The organism is Polyangium sorediatum (assembly GCF_029946465.1).
Taxonomy (GTDB): domain Bacteria; phylum Myxococcota_A; class Polyangia; order Polyangiales; family Polyangiaceae; genus Polyangium; species Polyangium fumosum.
In genome coordinates, this window is sequence record NZ_JARZHI010000062.1 from 1 (window position 1) to 15,021 (window position 15,021).

The window sequence follows — 15,021 nt, forward strand, 5'->3', positions numbered from 1 at the left end:
GTTCTTCGTCGGCCTGTTTGAAAAACTGCGCACCGCGCAGTTTTTCAACCCTGGGTCCAGCGCCTCGCTGGTCCGGGGTCGAGGGGGCGGACAGCCCCCCGCGGGGTCCGGGGCAGCGCCCCGGCGCCTCACAGCCCGACGACCGAGAGGATCCCGATCCGCCCGAACATCGTGAAGTGGTCGTGGAACTCGCCCGGGTTGCTGGCATCGACGAGCAACCTGTATTCGTCCCGCATCACGCCCACGGTCGCCGTGAGCGCGAGGTCCGGCCTCGGCCAGAGTCGAACCCCTGGCGCGAATTTCCAGCGGAATGCCGAGTTCACCGAAGGGAGGGAGGACCCGATGAAGCCGGATCCGAAGAACTCCACGCGCCGATCGGCCGAGCGGAACGCGGTCCCCTGGAGCTCGATGCCAGGGACCACGGTTCCAAAGTTGACCAGCAACGGGACCTCGGCGGCGATCACGAGCAGGAAACGATACAGGTTGACCCCGAGGCCGAGGCTCGCGTCGAACGGCGCGCGTGGCGACGTCGAGATTCCGGATTGAATGGCAAAGCCGATGTCCGGCGATCCTTGGCGCCGCGGCTCCTTCGGCGCCGCGTCCGCTCCTGCCACGCCGAGGAAACCGGCCTGGAAGAATCCGGTCGCGGGCAATTCGTCGAAGGTGCCGGAGCCCTTCAGGCGGTAATCACCGAGGGCCCCTGCGGCGACGTGAAATCCGAACCGTGGAAGAAGCCAGAAACGTACGCCGAGCCCGGCGTGCCACCGGACACGCACGCCCTGGCCCGATTCCTCCGTCGTCACCGGCGTGGCCGTTCCACCGAGCGGCGAGCCACCGACCCAGTCCGTCTTCGTGCTCCACCGATCCCAGGTCCCCGCGGCGCCCCCCAGCATGCCGATCAGCTCGGTCCGCCCATTCGCGGATCGAACGAGGGCAACCTGGGCTTCGGGGCCGACCAGGAATGTCTTTTCCTTCGTGTGCGCGTGGCCGAACTCCCGCGGCATTTCGAGGTCTTGGTCGAGATAGTACCCGCTCACGCCGAGCACGAGGCGCCCGAACTTGAACCCGACCATTACCTCTTCGCGGAGCACGTCGTCGTCGAGGAGGACGGCCGACAGGTTCGTGCCGAGGACGAAGCCCCACGCGTCCCCCGGCGGTGCCGGGGGCGTCGGCTCGGCCGCACAAAGAGAGGTCGTCACGAAAAAGGCCGCGAGCGCCGCTCCCACCGAGGGGAGCTTCGCGCGGTGAACAAATTGGATAAGCATCGCTGGGTGAGCGTACCAAGCCTTCGCCCGAGGGCGAGGTTTCGTTCCGCCGACAGAAAGCTGCGACCGGGGACGGGGTGATCCGGCGCATCACTCCGTCCCCGGGGCATCGCTCACTCCGCGAATTCGAAGCTCGCCGTCACCTGCGTGGTCACCCGGATCTCCCCGGGCTCGACCGGGAAGTCGAGCACGCCTGCCGCCTGGCCGGCGTACATGGCTTGCTGGCCAAATTCGAAGGATTGCCCGACCTCCGTGGTGATGCTCCGGAGCCCGCGCAGCTCGACGCTCGCGGCGCCGGCCACGACCTTGGCGTTCGCCTCTGCGTCGCGCACCGCGGCCGCGAGCGCCAGGCGGTGCGCCTCCCGCGGCTGACTCAGGAAGAAATCGAGCCCGCCGACGACATTGGCGCCCGCGCCGAGCGCGGCATCGAGGATACGCGGGCCCTGGACACGCAGCGCCTCGATCCCGACGGCGCGCAGGGCGACCGAGAGGCTGCTCTCCGCCTGGTAGCCGATGATCCGCGGCTCCGTGGTCTCCCCGAGCTCCTCCGGTTGGCGCTCCGGAATGGGCGTCACCGTGATTTCCACGGTCCGCACCTGCAAATCCTGAATCCGGAGACCCTCCAGCGCTTGAATGACCGACCGTGTATTCCTCGCGGCCTCCGCGCGCGCTTCGGCCAGCGTGGTGGCCCGGGCCCGGATCGAGATGCTCGTGCGCAGCGAATCGGGCGCCACCATGACCTCCCCGAGCCCGGCGACGGTCACGGTAGGAACCTTGTCCTCCGTATCGGCTGCATCCGAGGGCTCCGCCGAAAACGCGGGCGCGGAGACCACGGACATCATGCAGGTCGCGAGCAACGCGAAGAGTTTCGTCGTATTCGTCATCGATCCCTCCCCTCTCCTGGGGGGAACCTAAGGCGAACGGACGACATCCGCTCGAAGATCACGTCAATCGGTCGATGCGAGGGGCTCCATCCCCCGCGCCCCGAGCGCCACGAAGTAACTGGAGGGGACACCCGAGCAACGGTCGCGCGCGGCGCACGTCCCGCAGCCCGCGCCGAACCTCGCTCCTTCCCGCCCTTTCATTTGATGCGCCGGGGCGATCTTCCGACGGAGAAGTGCGGGCGCCGCGCACGGGGGGACCCCGACGACCGAATGGATGGCGAGAAGGGCCTCGCGCGGGGCCCGTTCGAGGGCGCGGCGGAGCTCGTCGAGCGGCGCGAGCACGTCGAACGCCGGGCCCATGGACTCGTCCGGGATGAACGCCTGGAGCGATATGGAAAGCCTTCGCGCAGCCAGGAACGACAAGGTCTCCGGGAGCGTGCGGAGCGCGCGCCGGCTGAGCACCACCGTGAGCACGAGGGGGACCCGCGCGGCCTTCAGGTTGTCGAGCGCCGCGAGCAGCTCCGCGTGGGCGCCCGGGGCGCCGACCATGGCGTCGTGCTCCGCCGCATCACTCGATTGCAGGGTGGTCGCGATCCATTCGAGCCCAGGCAAGGCCGCGACGCGGCGCGTGAGCTCGGGCGAGGAGAAGCCGAGCGAGGGCCCCTGGAGCCGGAGGCGCGCGTCCGGGCGGCGCTCGAGCGCGGCGAGGATCTCCGGGCGGCGCGGGTGGCGCGTCCAGTCATGCCCCGTGATCGTGAGCGGGACCTTTGGTTCGAGGTCCATGAGCGTGTCGACGAGCGCCGCGAGTGCGCCGGAGCCGACGAGGTCGAGGCCAAGCTCCTGCGCGCGGAGGAGCAACGACGCGAGGTGCCGGCTGGGGAACTGGACCCTACGCCGAGGCTCCTCGCAGAACTCGCACGCCTGGGCGCAAGGGTTCTCGAAGTAAAGCTGCACCTCGTCGAGGGAGCCCGCGCGCTGGATTTCCTCGGCGAGCACGGCCCGAACGGAGCCGGCCACGGTCTTGTGGAAGGGCCATGCCGCGGCAATCCGGAGCGCGAGCTGCTTTTCGCGGAAGAACACGAAACCGCTCACGGCACCACCCTGGGCCGCCGGGGATCGAGCCGAAAGGTGAGGACCTCGAAGGAGGACCCCTGCGTGATCTCCTCGGGGGGAGGCGCGCCGAGGGGCTCCTCGACATGGAACGAGCGCGCCCGATCGTCGCTCCCGCGGCGCACGGCCCCGCGGAAAAACAGGAATCGACCGTCGGGCCAGAGCACGACGTGCGCGGTGTCGCCCTCGCGCAGGCGCGCCGCGAGCGAGGGCGCCGCCGCGCGGAAGGCCGCGGCGAACGCGCGGGCCATAGCAGCGTCGGCCCAGCGGGGCGCGAGCAGCTTGGGCAGCGACGAGCGCAGGATCGAGGGGAGGACCTCCGCGCTCGTCTCCGGGGCGCGCGCCTCTTCTTCGAGGCGGGGCGCGCCGCCGCGGCAGCGGCCGAGGAATGCGTAGATCTCGGCCTTCGTCGCGAAATGGCTGCGGAGCCCGAGCATGGCCGACGGGGAGAAACCCCCGAGCCCGTCGAGTGAAGCGCGCCCTTCGAGCCAGGCGCTCCGCAACATGCCCTCGCTCGCTTCGAGCATCGGCGCGCGCTCCTCCCAGGTGAGGCCGCCCATTTCATCGTACATGAGCGAGTCGGGCGATTTGCGGAAGCGCGTCTCCCCTTCGAGCGAGCGCGGACCCCGGACGCGGATGCCGTACCGCTCCGGCTTCCTGCCAATCGGGGAATCGGCCGTGAGGTAGAAGGAAGAGGGCGCGAGATCGTCGATGGCGAAGGCGTTTTGCCGGACCCAGTCGCGCGTCTCCGCGAGCTCCTCGCGCGTCTCGCCGGGGAAGCAGGAGAGCAGGTTCACGCGGACCATGATTTCGTGGCGGTGCGCTTCGAGGATCATCTGCGTGGCCTGCTCGGGCCGGTGCCCTTTGACCATGGCCTTCAGCACCCGCGCCGAGGCGGACTCCACGCCGATCGTCAGGCCCGCGCAGCCCGCGCGCGCCATGAGCTCGAGATCCCCCGGCTCCGAGGGGCGCACGCGGTACGAATCGGACCAGCGCAGATCGAGGCGCGCCGCGAGCAGGGCGCGCGAGAGATCCGCCGCGAGCAGGTTCACCTGCGTGTCGAAGAAGAGAAACGCCCGCGTCTGCCAGCGCTCCGAAAGCTCCGCGAGCTCCCGCACCACGAGGTCGATCGGCTTGTGCTCCTGCGTGCCGCCCGTCTGGCAGAAGGCGCAGGAGAACTGGCATTCGAATGAGAAGAAATACGGCAGGACGAGCGACGCGCCGAGCTCGCCGCGATACGCCGGGTAGGCAGCCCCATCGACACCGACGACGTCGCGGCGGTACGGGTCGAGATCGTAAATCGAGAAATCGGGCGTGGGCCAGTCCGCGGCGGAGGGGGCCTTGCGCATGCCGCCCCGCACGAGCTCTACGATCTCCGTATTCGGTTCGAGGGGACCTCCGCGCCGGTGCTCCGGGAGGTCCAGCAGCGCGGCGAAGGCGCGGCGGATCTGCGCGGGCGTGCTGGCCTTCGTGACGATGTCGGCGCCGATCGCGCCGCTCTTTTCGAGGAGGGCGTGGAGGTGCTCGACGGCGACGCCGCCCACGATGATCCGCTTTCCCCAGCGGCGCTTCATCTCGCACGTGAGGACCGCGACGAAGGGCACCTGGCTGCCGCGGTCGATGGAGACCGCGACGAGGTCCGCGCCCCGGCCGGGCTCGTCGAGGCGCTCGAAGATCCGGTCCATCACGGCGTCGATGCGCGCGTCGTGTTCACCCGCGAGGTGCCGCTCGACGAGCGTCGGCGCCACGAGCGGCGCGACCTCGAGGTCGAGCGGCGCCTTGAAGAGATCGAGGGCGAGATCCACCGCGCGCCCCACGAGCCCGAGCGAGCGGATGCTCGCCGCGACCACCGCGGGACCGAGCGGCGGAAAACGAAAGACGAGGTGCGCCTCCGGGGCCGAGAAGTCGGGCGGAAGCACGAAGAGCACGTCGCGCGGGCGAGGTACGCTGGCGGTCAAGCTGGTGTCCCGGAGCGAGGTTACCACTTACGTCGCGCCCCGTCTCTCCTCGACGTCGCGCCGCAAGGGCGAGGGCGTCGGAAGCGCGAACGAGCGAATCGGCATGGAGGCCGGGAACGGCTTCTACGGTTTTTTCTTTTTCTTCTCCGGCGGCGGCCTGACGAGTCGGGGATCTTCCGGCATCCAAGGCACGCGCCGGTCGATGGGTTTTGGGGCGCCGGGCGGCAAGGGTTTTTCCCCGGGCCGTTTCACCTCGAACGAGGTGCTCACGACGTTCACCTCGTGCGCGCCGATGTCCGACAGATCCCCGATCGCGCGAATGCCGATCGGGATGCAGAAGGACCGGAGGAAGTCCTCGTCGGGCGCGTCGTCGTCGGGAACGAAGCGCCCCTGGTCGTCCCGGTGGCCGCGCGCCTCGCCCGTCTTCATGGCCTCCCTCGCCCTGGCGGTGGCCTTCAACATCCCCTCGTTCGCGCACATGGGCTTGAGGGTGACCGGCGCCTTGGCGCCCGACGGAAGCTGGATTCTCGACTCGACTTTCACGACGACCGTGACGCCCTGTTTGTCGGTGCCCATTTGCAGCGCCTTGCCGTCGAGGGAAGCGCGCACGGCCTCGACGACGCCCGCCCAGTGGTTCGCGTTGTTGTCGGTGGAGCCGACGAACCGGACGCCTTCGACACGCCCGTCTGCGCTGAGCTTCACCTCGAACGTGGCGCGCGCGTCCTTGACCGCAGAGCCACGCACGGCCGAGGCGACGGTTTGCGCGACGAGGCCGGCGGCAGGGATGTCGATTCCCTTTTCTTTGTCCTGGGTGTGCAATGTGCCGGCGAGGACGCGGGTCGCGGCCTCACGATCGACGGGAGCCGCTTCAATCGTGGTCGCCGCGGGTTGGCTCGCGGACGGCTCCGGGACGGCGCCGGGAACGGACCAGACGGGCGTCCCGAGGCCGGGGAGGCCGGCGCCGGGATTCGCGGGCGGAGGGCCGCCGTATTCGTCGCCGGTGGCATGGGGAGCGGGCGCGGGCGTCGGCGTGGATTCGGGAGCGGGAGCGGGAGCGGGAGCGGGAGCGGGAGCGGGAGCGGGAGCGGGAGCGGGAGCGGGCGCGGGCGCGGGCGCGGGCGCGGGAGCGGGCGCGGGAGCGGGCGCGGGAGCGGCCTCGATATCGATCGTCGTATCCGTCTCGAAGGACGGTGGAGGCGTCGCGGGGGGCGCGATCGGCGATTCGCGGAGCGACAGCCTCAAAAGCAGGACGTGCGCGAGGAGCGCGAGGGCGATCGCCGAAGTCTCACGACGTCGATCGTTCCTCATGGACAGCGCCTAGCATCGGCCTTCGGGCGGGGCGGAATCGAGGCGCAGGCATCCTCGCCGAGATATCGGCGTTCGGTGGGCGCGCGCCGAGCGCCGGGAGGACGGCCGGGTCGGTTGCTTGGTCTCGCTCCCATCACGGTCTCCATGGGCTCCGAACGTCCCAGCATCCGCGTGTCATCGTTGCTTGTCGCTCCTCGAACATTCAAACACCCTCTCAGGGATGTTTCGAGGCCGCCTGCGTCGCCGGCGCGGCGTAGGTTCGCTGGAGCGCGTCGAGCAGGTCGGGGCAGTCGGTCATGCGATCGACGGTCTCGTAGAAGGATTTGCCGACATTCAAGACCACCTCCGCGGGGAACCCGGGCCCCGTCAATTCGACGTTGTGGGCCTTGCGGAGGCAACCGTCGAGCGCTGCCGGATCCCAAGGCTTCGTGACCTCGTCGAGCTCTCCGCGATTCCGTGCCCAGGCGTCGAAGGCATCGAGGTGCTTGCCACAGCCGCGGGCGCAAATCTTTTTGGCGACATCCGTGTGCTGGTAGGTCCATGCCTCAATGCAGTAAAATGGCTCGATGGCGATGAGGCCGCTCATGATACGCGTGAGCTCGTCGCCTTCGACGCCGCGCGCTTGGATTTGCTGGGCGATCTTGCACCGGAACTCGGCGAAGTGTCGTCGCGCGTCGCTGCCCTCGCGGTTCGAGAAAGCTTCGTCGCCGTCGTAATGGAAAAACACGAAGCCGCTCGGGCGACCCTCGTCGTCGCGGATGAGGAGGTGGGTGACGATGGCCCGCATCAGCGCGCGGATCACCTTCTCGTCCTTCTCCTTGGTGCTGCGCCACAGGTTGGCGCACATGGCGCGGCGTCCGTCGCCGCGCTCCTCGTCGAACTGGAGTTTTTCCTTTTGCGTCTGCACCGCCGGGTCGACGATCTTGAGCATCGACTTCGAGAGCGCGACGACCACGGCGTGGGCGTGGTCCGACCCGTCTTCGCTCAAGGCGAGGATGCGGAGGACCGGCATCTCACCAGAGCCCTTTTTGCCGGAGGACCTCGCTGACGGCCTGGATGCCCGTCCGATACGCGACGAAGAAGTCGTCGGCCTCTTCGTCGGTGAAGTTCTGCCAGATCATCTCATCGCCTTCGAGCGAGCAGCGGATGAACCGCGATTTGACGGCTTCGCGGGTCTTGAAGCCCATGTGGTCGACGAGGAGAGGATTTTGACTCGCGAAGAACTTCTGCCGTCCCTCGGTCGCCTCGACGCAGGCGGAGATCCAGTCGTAGTGCAGGCCGTCGACGAGCTCGTCGGCGACGACCGGATTTGAAATGGTGAGATAGTAGAGGAACGAGAGCAGCCGCTTCTGACCGAAGCTCAGGTGTTGCTCGCGGAGTTCCTCACCGTTGTGGCGGCGGAAGAGGAAGGAGGGGCGGCCGAATATGGCAAGGGGGACCTTCTCCGAGGCGTCTCGCTGGAGGAGTTCCAGGTGGAGCGATGCGCTGGAAAGCCCGCACAATTCCACGAACCGACGCAGGAAGGGGAGATCCTGGTGCTCGATCGAAACACGCTCGTCCGAGTACCGTAGCGATTTCACAAACGCGTTGGCGAGTTCGTCGCTCGCGAGCGTCGACTGAATTATCGGAGGGTTCGAGAGGGTCAGGTCCCCATTGGGACTGATGCGCTGAAAGAACGTCAAGATCTCGTCGAAACGTTGGGCGTCACCTGACATCGAAGCGGCTTGCAGGCCAGGCGTGTCCTGTTGCTTCTTTCTGACGACGCTGGCAATCAAGAGCATGAACGCGAAGGGGGCAGAGCCGCCGGCACGACTTAGGTGGGAGCGTCGATGGTACCCATCAATTCCGCGCTCATCGCCCGTCAGTACGTGACTCGCCACTCCGGGCAACGCAATCTCCGCGCGGAATCGACGCTCCACCGAATGGATGACCGTCGACAGGAAGTCGTTGGGGTTGTCCTTGTTCAACGAGTCCTTGCACGTCCACTTCACCTCGACGTCACCGAACGAAAGATCCGCCTCCAGATCGTATTCGACATTGTCGAACGCCTCCAGATCCCCCCGAATCGTCGCCGCGATCAACTCCAGCAGCGTCGTCTTCCCCGTCCCATTCTTCCCGAGCAGGACGTTCCACTCGTCGTCGAACACGAGCTCCGTCGGTCGCACGTTCCGGAACTTGTTGATCTTGAGCCGTCGGAGACGTGGTCCGGGGATTCCGTTCCCGTCGTCGGGGGCCTGTGCCGTCGTCTCCGGGGTCGCGTCGCTCATCGCGCGCAGCATCGCATAGGGCAGGGTGGGGGGCCCATCTCTCGATCGCGCCTCCCTTCCATCGTGGTCTCCATCGCTCCGAACGTTCCAACCCCCTCGCGTGACGGTGGCGCGAGCGTCTCCAGCCGTTCGAACACCCACGCGTGACGGTGACGCGAGCGTCTCCAAACGTCCCAACCCCCCCGCGTCATCGTGACGCGCGCGTCTCCCAACGTCCCGACCCCCTCGCGTGACGGTGACGCGAGCATCTCCAAACGTTCGAACACCCGCGCGTCACGGTGACGCGCGCGTCTCCAAACGTTCCAACACCCTCGCGTCACGGTCGCTCGTCCCCCCTCGAACGTTCAAACACCCTCGCGCGCCCAAAACCTGCGCATGGACGACGGCTCCGAGGCAGAGCGGCATGGCTCCGCGGACGTCCCCCCAATAAAATCCGCGGAAACGTCATGATATAGCGCACAACGTGTTCCGCCCGGACGACCGCGCCGCTGCGCCCCCTCTGCCCCTGCGCCATCGCCTGCCGAACGCGCCGCCCCTCTTCATCGGCCGTGCCGTCGAGAGAAGATACCTCGGCGCCCTGATCCGCCGCGCCCCCGTCACCGTCGTATGGGGGCTCGGCGGGCTCGGCAAAACCTCCCTCGTCCTGCACACCCTGCACGCCGACTTCGCAGACCAGGCGCCGCGGGTCCTCTTCGTCTCCCTGCGGCCCACCGAGCCCCCCGCCGCCGTCGAAGTCGAGCTGCTCCGCGCCGTCGCCGACGCCCACCGCCTCGCCAAGGTCGAGTGGTCCGGCCTGCTCGCCGACCCCGACGGCCTGCTCGCCACCCTGATCGATCTCGCCGACGCCCTCGGCTACTGGGTCGTGCTCGACGACCTCCACCACGCCGACCCGCGCTCCGCCCGCGACGTCCTCGGCGCCCTCGCACGGTATGCGCGGCAGAGCCGCTGGATCGTCACGAGCCGCAGAAACCCGCTCCTGCCGGAGCTCGTCGACCAGACCCTCGCGCTCGCCGGCATGCCGCCCACAGACCTCTACGAGCTGGCCTCCCGCTGCGCCCCCCATCGCGCGGTGCGTGATCTCCACCAGGTCGCCGACGCCTCGGCCGGCTCGCCCTGGCGGCTGCGTCAGCTCCTCACCGGCAGCGACGCCGCGCGCGTGTCCGAGGATCTCTTGCGCGGCGTCCCCCCGGAGGCCACGCCCCTGCTCGAAGCGCTCGCCGCGCTCGAGCTGCCCCTCGCGCCCGCCACCCTCGCGGGCCTCGTGCCCTTGCCCTCGCCCGACACGATCGAGGCCCTCGCGCAGCGCGGCATCCTCGAATGCTCGTCGGAAGGCCTGCGCCTGCACGACGTCGCCCGGCCGCTGATCGAGACCGGCGGTGATCTCCGCGCGCGGAAGGCCGAGGTCGCCCGCGCCCTCGCCGCCGCGGACGACGATCCGCTCTCGGCCCTCGAAGCCCTGCGCCTGCTCCTCTCCCTCGGCCACCTCGACGAGGCCGTCGCCTTGCTCGAATCCCGCTGCGAGCTCGTGCTCGGCGCCGGCCTCGCGCCCCGGCTCGCCCAGCTCCTCGCGCCCGTGGATCTGCCCCGCCTCGCGAGCTTCCGCCTCCGGTGCGCCGTGGAGATCGGAGACCCCGCCGCGCTCGACGCCGCCGCGCTGCCCAGGTCCCCGACGCTCGGCGACCATTTTTTATGGGCCGCGTCCCACGTGCTGCGCGGCCGGCTCGCCGAGGCCGCGGCCATCGCCGCGCGTGTCCGCAGCGCCGCCATGGCCGCCCCGGAGGGCGCAAGCCTCGCGCTTACGGCCGCGATCCTCGAGACCGGTTGTCTCGGCGAGCTCGGGCGCGCCGGCGAGGCGCTCGGGGTCCTCGGCGTGATCCAGGCCGCCGGTCGGGACGGCGCCGCCCTGCTCGGCGTCCACCGCGCCCGCTGGCTCATGCAGGAGGGACGCGCCGCCGAAGCGCTGGAGTGCATCGAGACGATCGTCGCGGCGGGCATCGACGGGGCCGCCCCCACCACGTCCGAGCTGCGCGACGAGCTCATCGTTCTCTTTTGCTACCTGGGCCGTGTCCGCAGGCTGGAGCAGGTGCTCGACACGCTCGCGCTCGGGGCGCAGCGGGGCCCGGCGCTGCTCTTCGGCGCGCGCCGCAGCCTGCTCACCGAGGGGCTGCTCTGCGTGCACGCAGGGCGCCTCGACCCGGCGAGGGAGGTTTTTCGCGAGGTCGAGCGCCTCGCGCGGCGGACGACGTACCTGCGGCCCTTCCTGCTCGCCCTCGACGCCGAGCGCCGGCTGATCACCGGGGAGCTCGAAGGCATGGAGGCGCTGCTCTGCACGCTCCACGACGAGGCCACGCGCGCTGGGCACGCGCTGAACCAGTGCTTCGCGGTGGTGACCGCCTACCGGGTGGCCATCGCGCGCGGAAAACCGCGCGTGGAGCTCGACGCCTCGGCGCTGCGCGCGACGCCCTACTGGGCCACCCTGCTCGCAGCGGCCGCGCGCCTGCACGCCGTCCTGCACGGGCTGCCGCCGCCGGCCGTGCCCGCGATCGCCGAGGACATCGTGCACGGCCGCGTGCTCTCGGCGCTCGGCGCAGCCGCGGAGCGCGCCATCGCCGGGGATCCCGAGGCGGCGCGCGCGCACGCCTCCGCGGCCTACGCCGTCGCGCGGGAGCACGGCCACGTCCCCGGGGAGCTGGAGGCGCTCCGGATGTCGTGTGACGCCCTGCTGCTGGCCGGCGACGCGGCGGAGCTGTCGCACGCAGCAGGCCTCTTGCGCGAGCGGGCCGATGCTGCCGGTTCGCCGCGCTTCTCGGCCGAGGCCCGATGGTTCACGGCGACGCTCGACGGCGCCCCGCACCCGTCCGCGCTCGAGTCGTTCCTCGAACTCGTGGACGTGGCCCCCGTGGCCGCGCGCCGCTCCCGCGCCCTGCTCGACGCGCCCGCAGCGCTCGACCTGCTCGACCGCGTGGTGCTCGACGCCCTCGGCCGGAGGCGGGCCGGTCCGGCGAGCCGTCGCGACGCAGCCTCGCGGGCAGGCTGGGGGCTCGACACGGCCGCGCGGAAGGTGTGGCTGCCCGGCGGCCGGACGGTGGAGCTCGCGGCCCGAGCGATCCTGTATCGAATCCTGCTCGGCATCGCAGAGCGCGGCGGGCGCGCGACGAAGGAGCAAATCGTGCTCTTCGCCTGGGAGCAGCGCGATTACCACCCGCTGCGCGACGACAAGCGGCTGCACGTCGCCATCCGGAAGCTACGCCTGCTCCTCGAAGACGACCCCTCCCGCGCCCTCCGGCTCGTGACGACAGCCGACGGGTACGCCTTCGGCGAGAGCGAGCCCTTCCGGCGCGTCGCCGCGGAGGGGAGCCCCGAGCCCCGTTAACCGGAGCTTACCCGAGGTAAGCGCATCCCCCGACCCATCTGCCCGAGACTGGCCGCCACAAAACGACCGCGCCGCTCGCGCGTGGAGGGAGTGAAGACATGAAGCCAGTTCGCATGATGGTTTGCAGCGCCTCGCTCGTCGCCCTGGTCGCCGCCTGCGTGGCGGAGCCAGTGGACGACATGGGCGAGGAGCAAGCCGCCGAGAGCAGCGACGCGATCAAGTTCCAGGCCGGCGACCCCGACATCACATGGTCCGGCCCAGCCACCTACAGCGCACCGTGGGCGAATTCGTCGTTTGATCCGTACCCCGGAATGTACATCTTCCAATCAGGCTCGCTGGTGCGCGGCACCGTGTACCTCTCCGCGTCCACGGTCTGCCATTTCTCCAGTTATAACGAGACCTCGACACACATCACGTTCCAGACGGCCTTCTGCAGCGGACCCCGCGCAGGTCTCCGCGTGAACCTGACCTGCCTGAAGCAGGCGAACCTGAACCTCCAATGCACGGGCGTCCTCGCCAGCTCCGGAGGCAACTCGAATGTCTCGGCCGTCTTCGCACGAGAGATCGTCTGCGCGCCGGACGGCTGTTACGACGGTCCCTACCCGCCGGTCCCCGCGCCGGATCCCGACTGCGGGGGAGGCAACCCCTGCGGCGGAACCCAATGCTGTCTCCCCGGCGAGCGCTGCGGCGACGGGAAATGCTGGGTCCCCACAGACGAAGTGTCCTCGCGCTGAGGGGCGTCGCGCCGGGGCGCTGCCCCGGTCCCCGCGGGGGGCTGTCCGCCCCCTCGACCCCGGACCAGGCACGGCCTGGACCGAAGGGGAAGAACTGCGCGATGCGCAGTTCTTCCCACGAGCCGGTGGCAAGACCATCGAGGTGGGTTTCAAGTCGGCGACGCGCGCGCTGCCGGTTGAACCCGCAGCGCCACGGCGTTGGTGGGCAGGGTCGCCTGTGGTCTTGACCCTGGCTGTTCGATGAACTGCGCATCGCGCAGTTCATCGACCCCGGGTCCAGCGCCTCGCTGGTCCAGGTCCAGGGGTGGACAACCCCTGGTCGGGGTCCGGGGTGAAACCCCGGCGCGGCGCCCCCGCCTCGTCCCCCTTCTCGGTTTGTCGCGATCGGAGTAGGCTCCGCCGAAGCAATGTTCGACGAAGACAAGCTCCGCGCCTTCGGCCGCCTCGTGGTCAAGCTCCAGCAGCGCGAGGACCTCACCCGGGAGGAGGTGCGCGAAGCCTACCGCCAGATCTGGCGCAACGAGCAGCCCGAGCTCCACCAGGGCGCCTTCATCGCTGCTCTCCGCGCCAAGGGGGAGTCGCAGGCCGAGCTGACCGGCGTCGTCGAGGCCTTCCAGGACGAGTGGCGCCTCTGGTTCCCCCACACCGTCCGCTCGCCAGAGCCTCCCCTCAGCATCGCTGGCGTCGGCATGGACGCCCTCAAGACCGTCAACGTCTCCAGCGGCGCCGCCGTCCTCGCCGCTGCTTGCGGCCTCTACGTCCACAAACCCGGCGCCCCCGCCCTGACCGGCGTCAGCGGCGCTGCGGACATGTTCGCGCACTGGGGGGTCGACCTCGATGCCCCGGGGGAAGCTCAGGTCAAGAGCACCGAGACGTGCCGCCTCGGCTTCACCTCCGTCGTGGGCCGCGCCTTCATGACGAGCGGATTTGCCCGCGTGATCAGCCAGATCCGCATCGGCTCCTCCTTCCACATCGGCGGCCCCCTCGTCCGCCACGTCGGCGAGCGCCACAAGATCGCCGGCGTCCCCGAGCCCCGCCTCGTCCGCATCGTCTGCGAGGTCATGCGGGATCTCGGCTACGAGCGCGCCCTCGTCCCCTGCGCTGAGTCGACGGCCCATCCCGGCCGCTACCTCGACGAGATCGGCAACGTCGGCCCCACGCACGTCGCCGAGCTGCTCCCCGGCGGCGAGATCCGCGAGTACAAGATCCGCCCCGAAGACGCCGGCCTGCGCGAAGCCCCCTTCGAAGCCATCGCCTCCCGCGGCACGGCCGAGGAGAACGCCCGTGTCCTCGCCCGCGCCCTCGCCGGCAAGCTCGAAGGCCCCATCGTCGACGTGCTCCTCCTGAACGCCGCCGCCAGCCTGAAGCTGATGGGCAAGGCAGACTCGCTCACCGCAGGCGTCGATCAAGCACGCCGCGCGATCCAAGAAGGCCGCGCGATCGCGCAGCTCCGCGCGCTGATCGAGGCCCAAAACCCCGAGCCCGCCCGAGGTCGCGCCAAGCTCGAAACTTTCCTCGTGGACTAAAAGTCGTCGGAACCACGTGACGAGGCCCCCGCCGGTGGGTATCCTCGGCGCATTGCGTCGTCCGCCGTGAACGGGGAAGATTTCCGATGACGAACAAGACCACCTATACGAAACACATCGAGATGTCGGCCGACGAGATGGCAAACCTCGCCGTCTGGGATCGCGTCGTCCTCCGCGCCTGGCAGGACCCCGAGTTCCGCCAAAAGCTCATCGACGACCCGAACAAGGTCCTCTCCGATCTCGGCTTCAAAGTCCCCCCCGGCGTCGCCTTCGTGGTCGTAGAAAACACCGCCGAACGCCGCCACATCGTCCTGCCCTCCGCCCCCTCCGGCGATGTCAGCGTCCTGCCGCTCGATACGTCGCCGCTGCACGACTACGACCCCGGGTTCTGAGGCGGTAGCGCCGGGGTTTCACCCCGGACCCCGACCAGGGGTTGTCCACCCCTGGACCCGGACCAGCCAGGGGCTGGACCCAGGCTCGATGAACTGCGCGGTGCGCAGCTCATCGAACGGGCCCGGCCAAGACTGGCAACGACCCTGCCAAACAAGACAGCCGCGCTGTGGGTTCTGCTGGCACCCCGGTTTCTTCGTCGGCCT

Annotated in this window: 11 protein-coding genes; 4 read left to right on the plus strand and 7 right to left on the minus strand. The window is 69.6% G+C overall.

Features of this window, described 5'->3' with window-relative positions:
- Positions 1-128: 128 nt before the first annotated feature.
- From QHF89_RS39120 to QHF89_RS39150, 7 genes are all read right to left on the minus strand, one after another.
- Positions 129-1,265 (minus strand): hypothetical protein, encoded by a 1,137-nt coding sequence (locus tag QHF89_RS39120; protein WP_136972413.1) that lies wholly within the window; start codon positions 1,263-1,265, stop codon positions 129-131.
- 113 nt (positions 1,266-1,378) lie between these two features.
- Positions 1,379-2,149, minus strand: coding sequence for an SIMPL domain-containing protein (locus QHF89_RS39125; RefSeq protein WP_136972412.1), 771 nt, complete (start codon positions 2,147-2,149; stop codon positions 1,379-1,381).
- Positions 2,150-2,212: 63 nt separating this feature from the next.
- Entirely contained in the window at positions 2,213-3,241 is a 1,029-nt protein-coding gene (locus tag QHF89_RS39130) for a radical SAM protein (protein ID WP_136972411.1), read from the minus strand.
- The gene (locus QHF89_RS39135; RefSeq protein WP_284721507.1) at positions 3,238-5,217 is read right to left on the minus strand and encodes a B12-binding domain-containing radical SAM protein; all 1,980 of its coding nucleotides are present in this window, start codon (positions 5,215-5,217) and stop codon (positions 3,238-3,240) included. Before QHF89_RS39135 ends, QHF89_RS39130 begins: the two co-directional genes overlap by 4 nt.
- Positions 5,218-5,340: 123 nt before the next feature.
- Positions 5,341-6,525 (minus strand): hypothetical protein, encoded by a 1,185-nt coding sequence (locus QHF89_RS39140; protein ID WP_136972409.1) that lies wholly within the window; start codon positions 6,523-6,525, stop codon positions 5,341-5,343.
- 214 nt (positions 6,526-6,739) lie between these two features.
- The gene (locus tag QHF89_RS39145) at positions 6,740-7,537 is read right to left on the minus strand and encodes a hypothetical protein (RefSeq protein WP_136972408.1); all 798 of its coding nucleotides are present in this window, start codon (positions 7,535-7,537) and stop codon (positions 6,740-6,742) included.
- A gap of 1 nt (position 7,538) precedes the next feature.
- Positions 7,539-8,792 carry an AAA family ATPase gene (locus tag QHF89_RS39150; RefSeq protein ID WP_284721508.1) on the minus strand — a complete coding sequence of 418 codons (1,254 nt, stop codon included), beginning with the start codon at positions 8,790-8,792 and terminating at the stop codon, positions 7,539-7,541.
- Between the two features lie 463 nt (positions 8,793-9,255).
- On the opposite strand from QHF89_RS39150, the gene QHF89_RS39155 reads away from it, so the two are divergent.
- From QHF89_RS39155 to QHF89_RS39170, 4 genes are all read left to right on the plus strand, one after another.
- Positions 9,256-12,165 carry a hypothetical protein gene (locus tag QHF89_RS39155; RefSeq protein WP_136972406.1) on the plus strand — a complete coding sequence of 970 codons (2,910 nt, stop codon included), beginning with the start codon at positions 9,256-9,258 and terminating at the stop codon, positions 12,163-12,165.
- Positions 12,166-12,263: 98 nt separating this feature from the next.
- Positions 12,264-12,899 carry a hypothetical protein gene (locus QHF89_RS39160; RefSeq protein WP_136972405.1) on the plus strand — a complete coding sequence of 212 codons (636 nt, stop codon included), beginning with the start codon at positions 12,264-12,266 and terminating at the stop codon, positions 12,897-12,899.
- Positions 12,900-13,306: 407 nt separating this feature from the next.
- A complete protein-coding gene (locus tag QHF89_RS39165; RefSeq protein WP_136972404.1) occupies positions 13,307-14,425 on the plus strand; it encodes an anthranilate phosphoribosyltransferase in 1,119 nt (372 codons plus the stop codon).
- An 86-nt stretch (positions 14,426-14,511) separates the two neighbouring features.
- A complete protein-coding gene (locus tag QHF89_RS39170) occupies positions 14,512-14,817 on the plus strand; it encodes an NHLP leader peptide family RiPP precursor (protein ID WP_136932722.1) in 306 nt (101 codons plus the stop codon).
- Positions 14,818-15,021: the final 204 nt, after the last annotated feature.

What these genes read in the sequence shown, in the direction of transcription:
- QHF89_RS39120 (WP_136972413.1), bottom strand. Translation starts at nt 1,265, where the DNA reads ATGCTTATCCAATTTGTTCACCGCGCGAAGCTCCCCTCGGTGGGAGCG.
- QHF89_RS39125 (WP_136972412.1), bottom strand. Translation starts at nt 2,149, where the DNA reads ATGACGAATACGACGAAACTCTTCGCGTTGCTCGCGACCTGCATGATG.
- QHF89_RS39140 (WP_136972409.1), bottom strand. Translation starts at nt 6,525, where the DNA reads ATGAGGAACGATCGACGTCGTGAGACTTCGGCGATCGCCCTCGCGCTC.
- QHF89_RS39145 (WP_136972408.1), bottom strand. Translation starts at nt 7,537, where the DNA reads ATGCCGGTCCTCCGCATCCTCGCCTTGAGCGAAGACGGGTCGGACCAC.
- QHF89_RS39150 (WP_284721508.1), bottom strand. Translation starts at nt 8,792, where the DNA reads ATGAGCGACGCGACCCCGGAGACGACGGCACAGGCCCCCGACGACGGG.
- QHF89_RS39160 (WP_136972405.1), top strand. Translation starts at nt 12,264, where the DNA reads ATGAAGCCAGTTCGCATGATGGTTTGCAGCGCCTCGCTCGTCGCCCTG.
- QHF89_RS39165 (WP_136972404.1), top strand. Translation starts at nt 13,307, where the DNA reads ATGTTCGACGAAGACAAGCTCCGCGCCTTCGGCCGCCTCGTGGTCAAG.
- QHF89_RS39170 (WP_136932722.1), top strand. Translation starts at nt 14,512, where the DNA reads ATGACGAACAAGACCACCTATACGAAACACATCGAGATGTCGGCCGAC.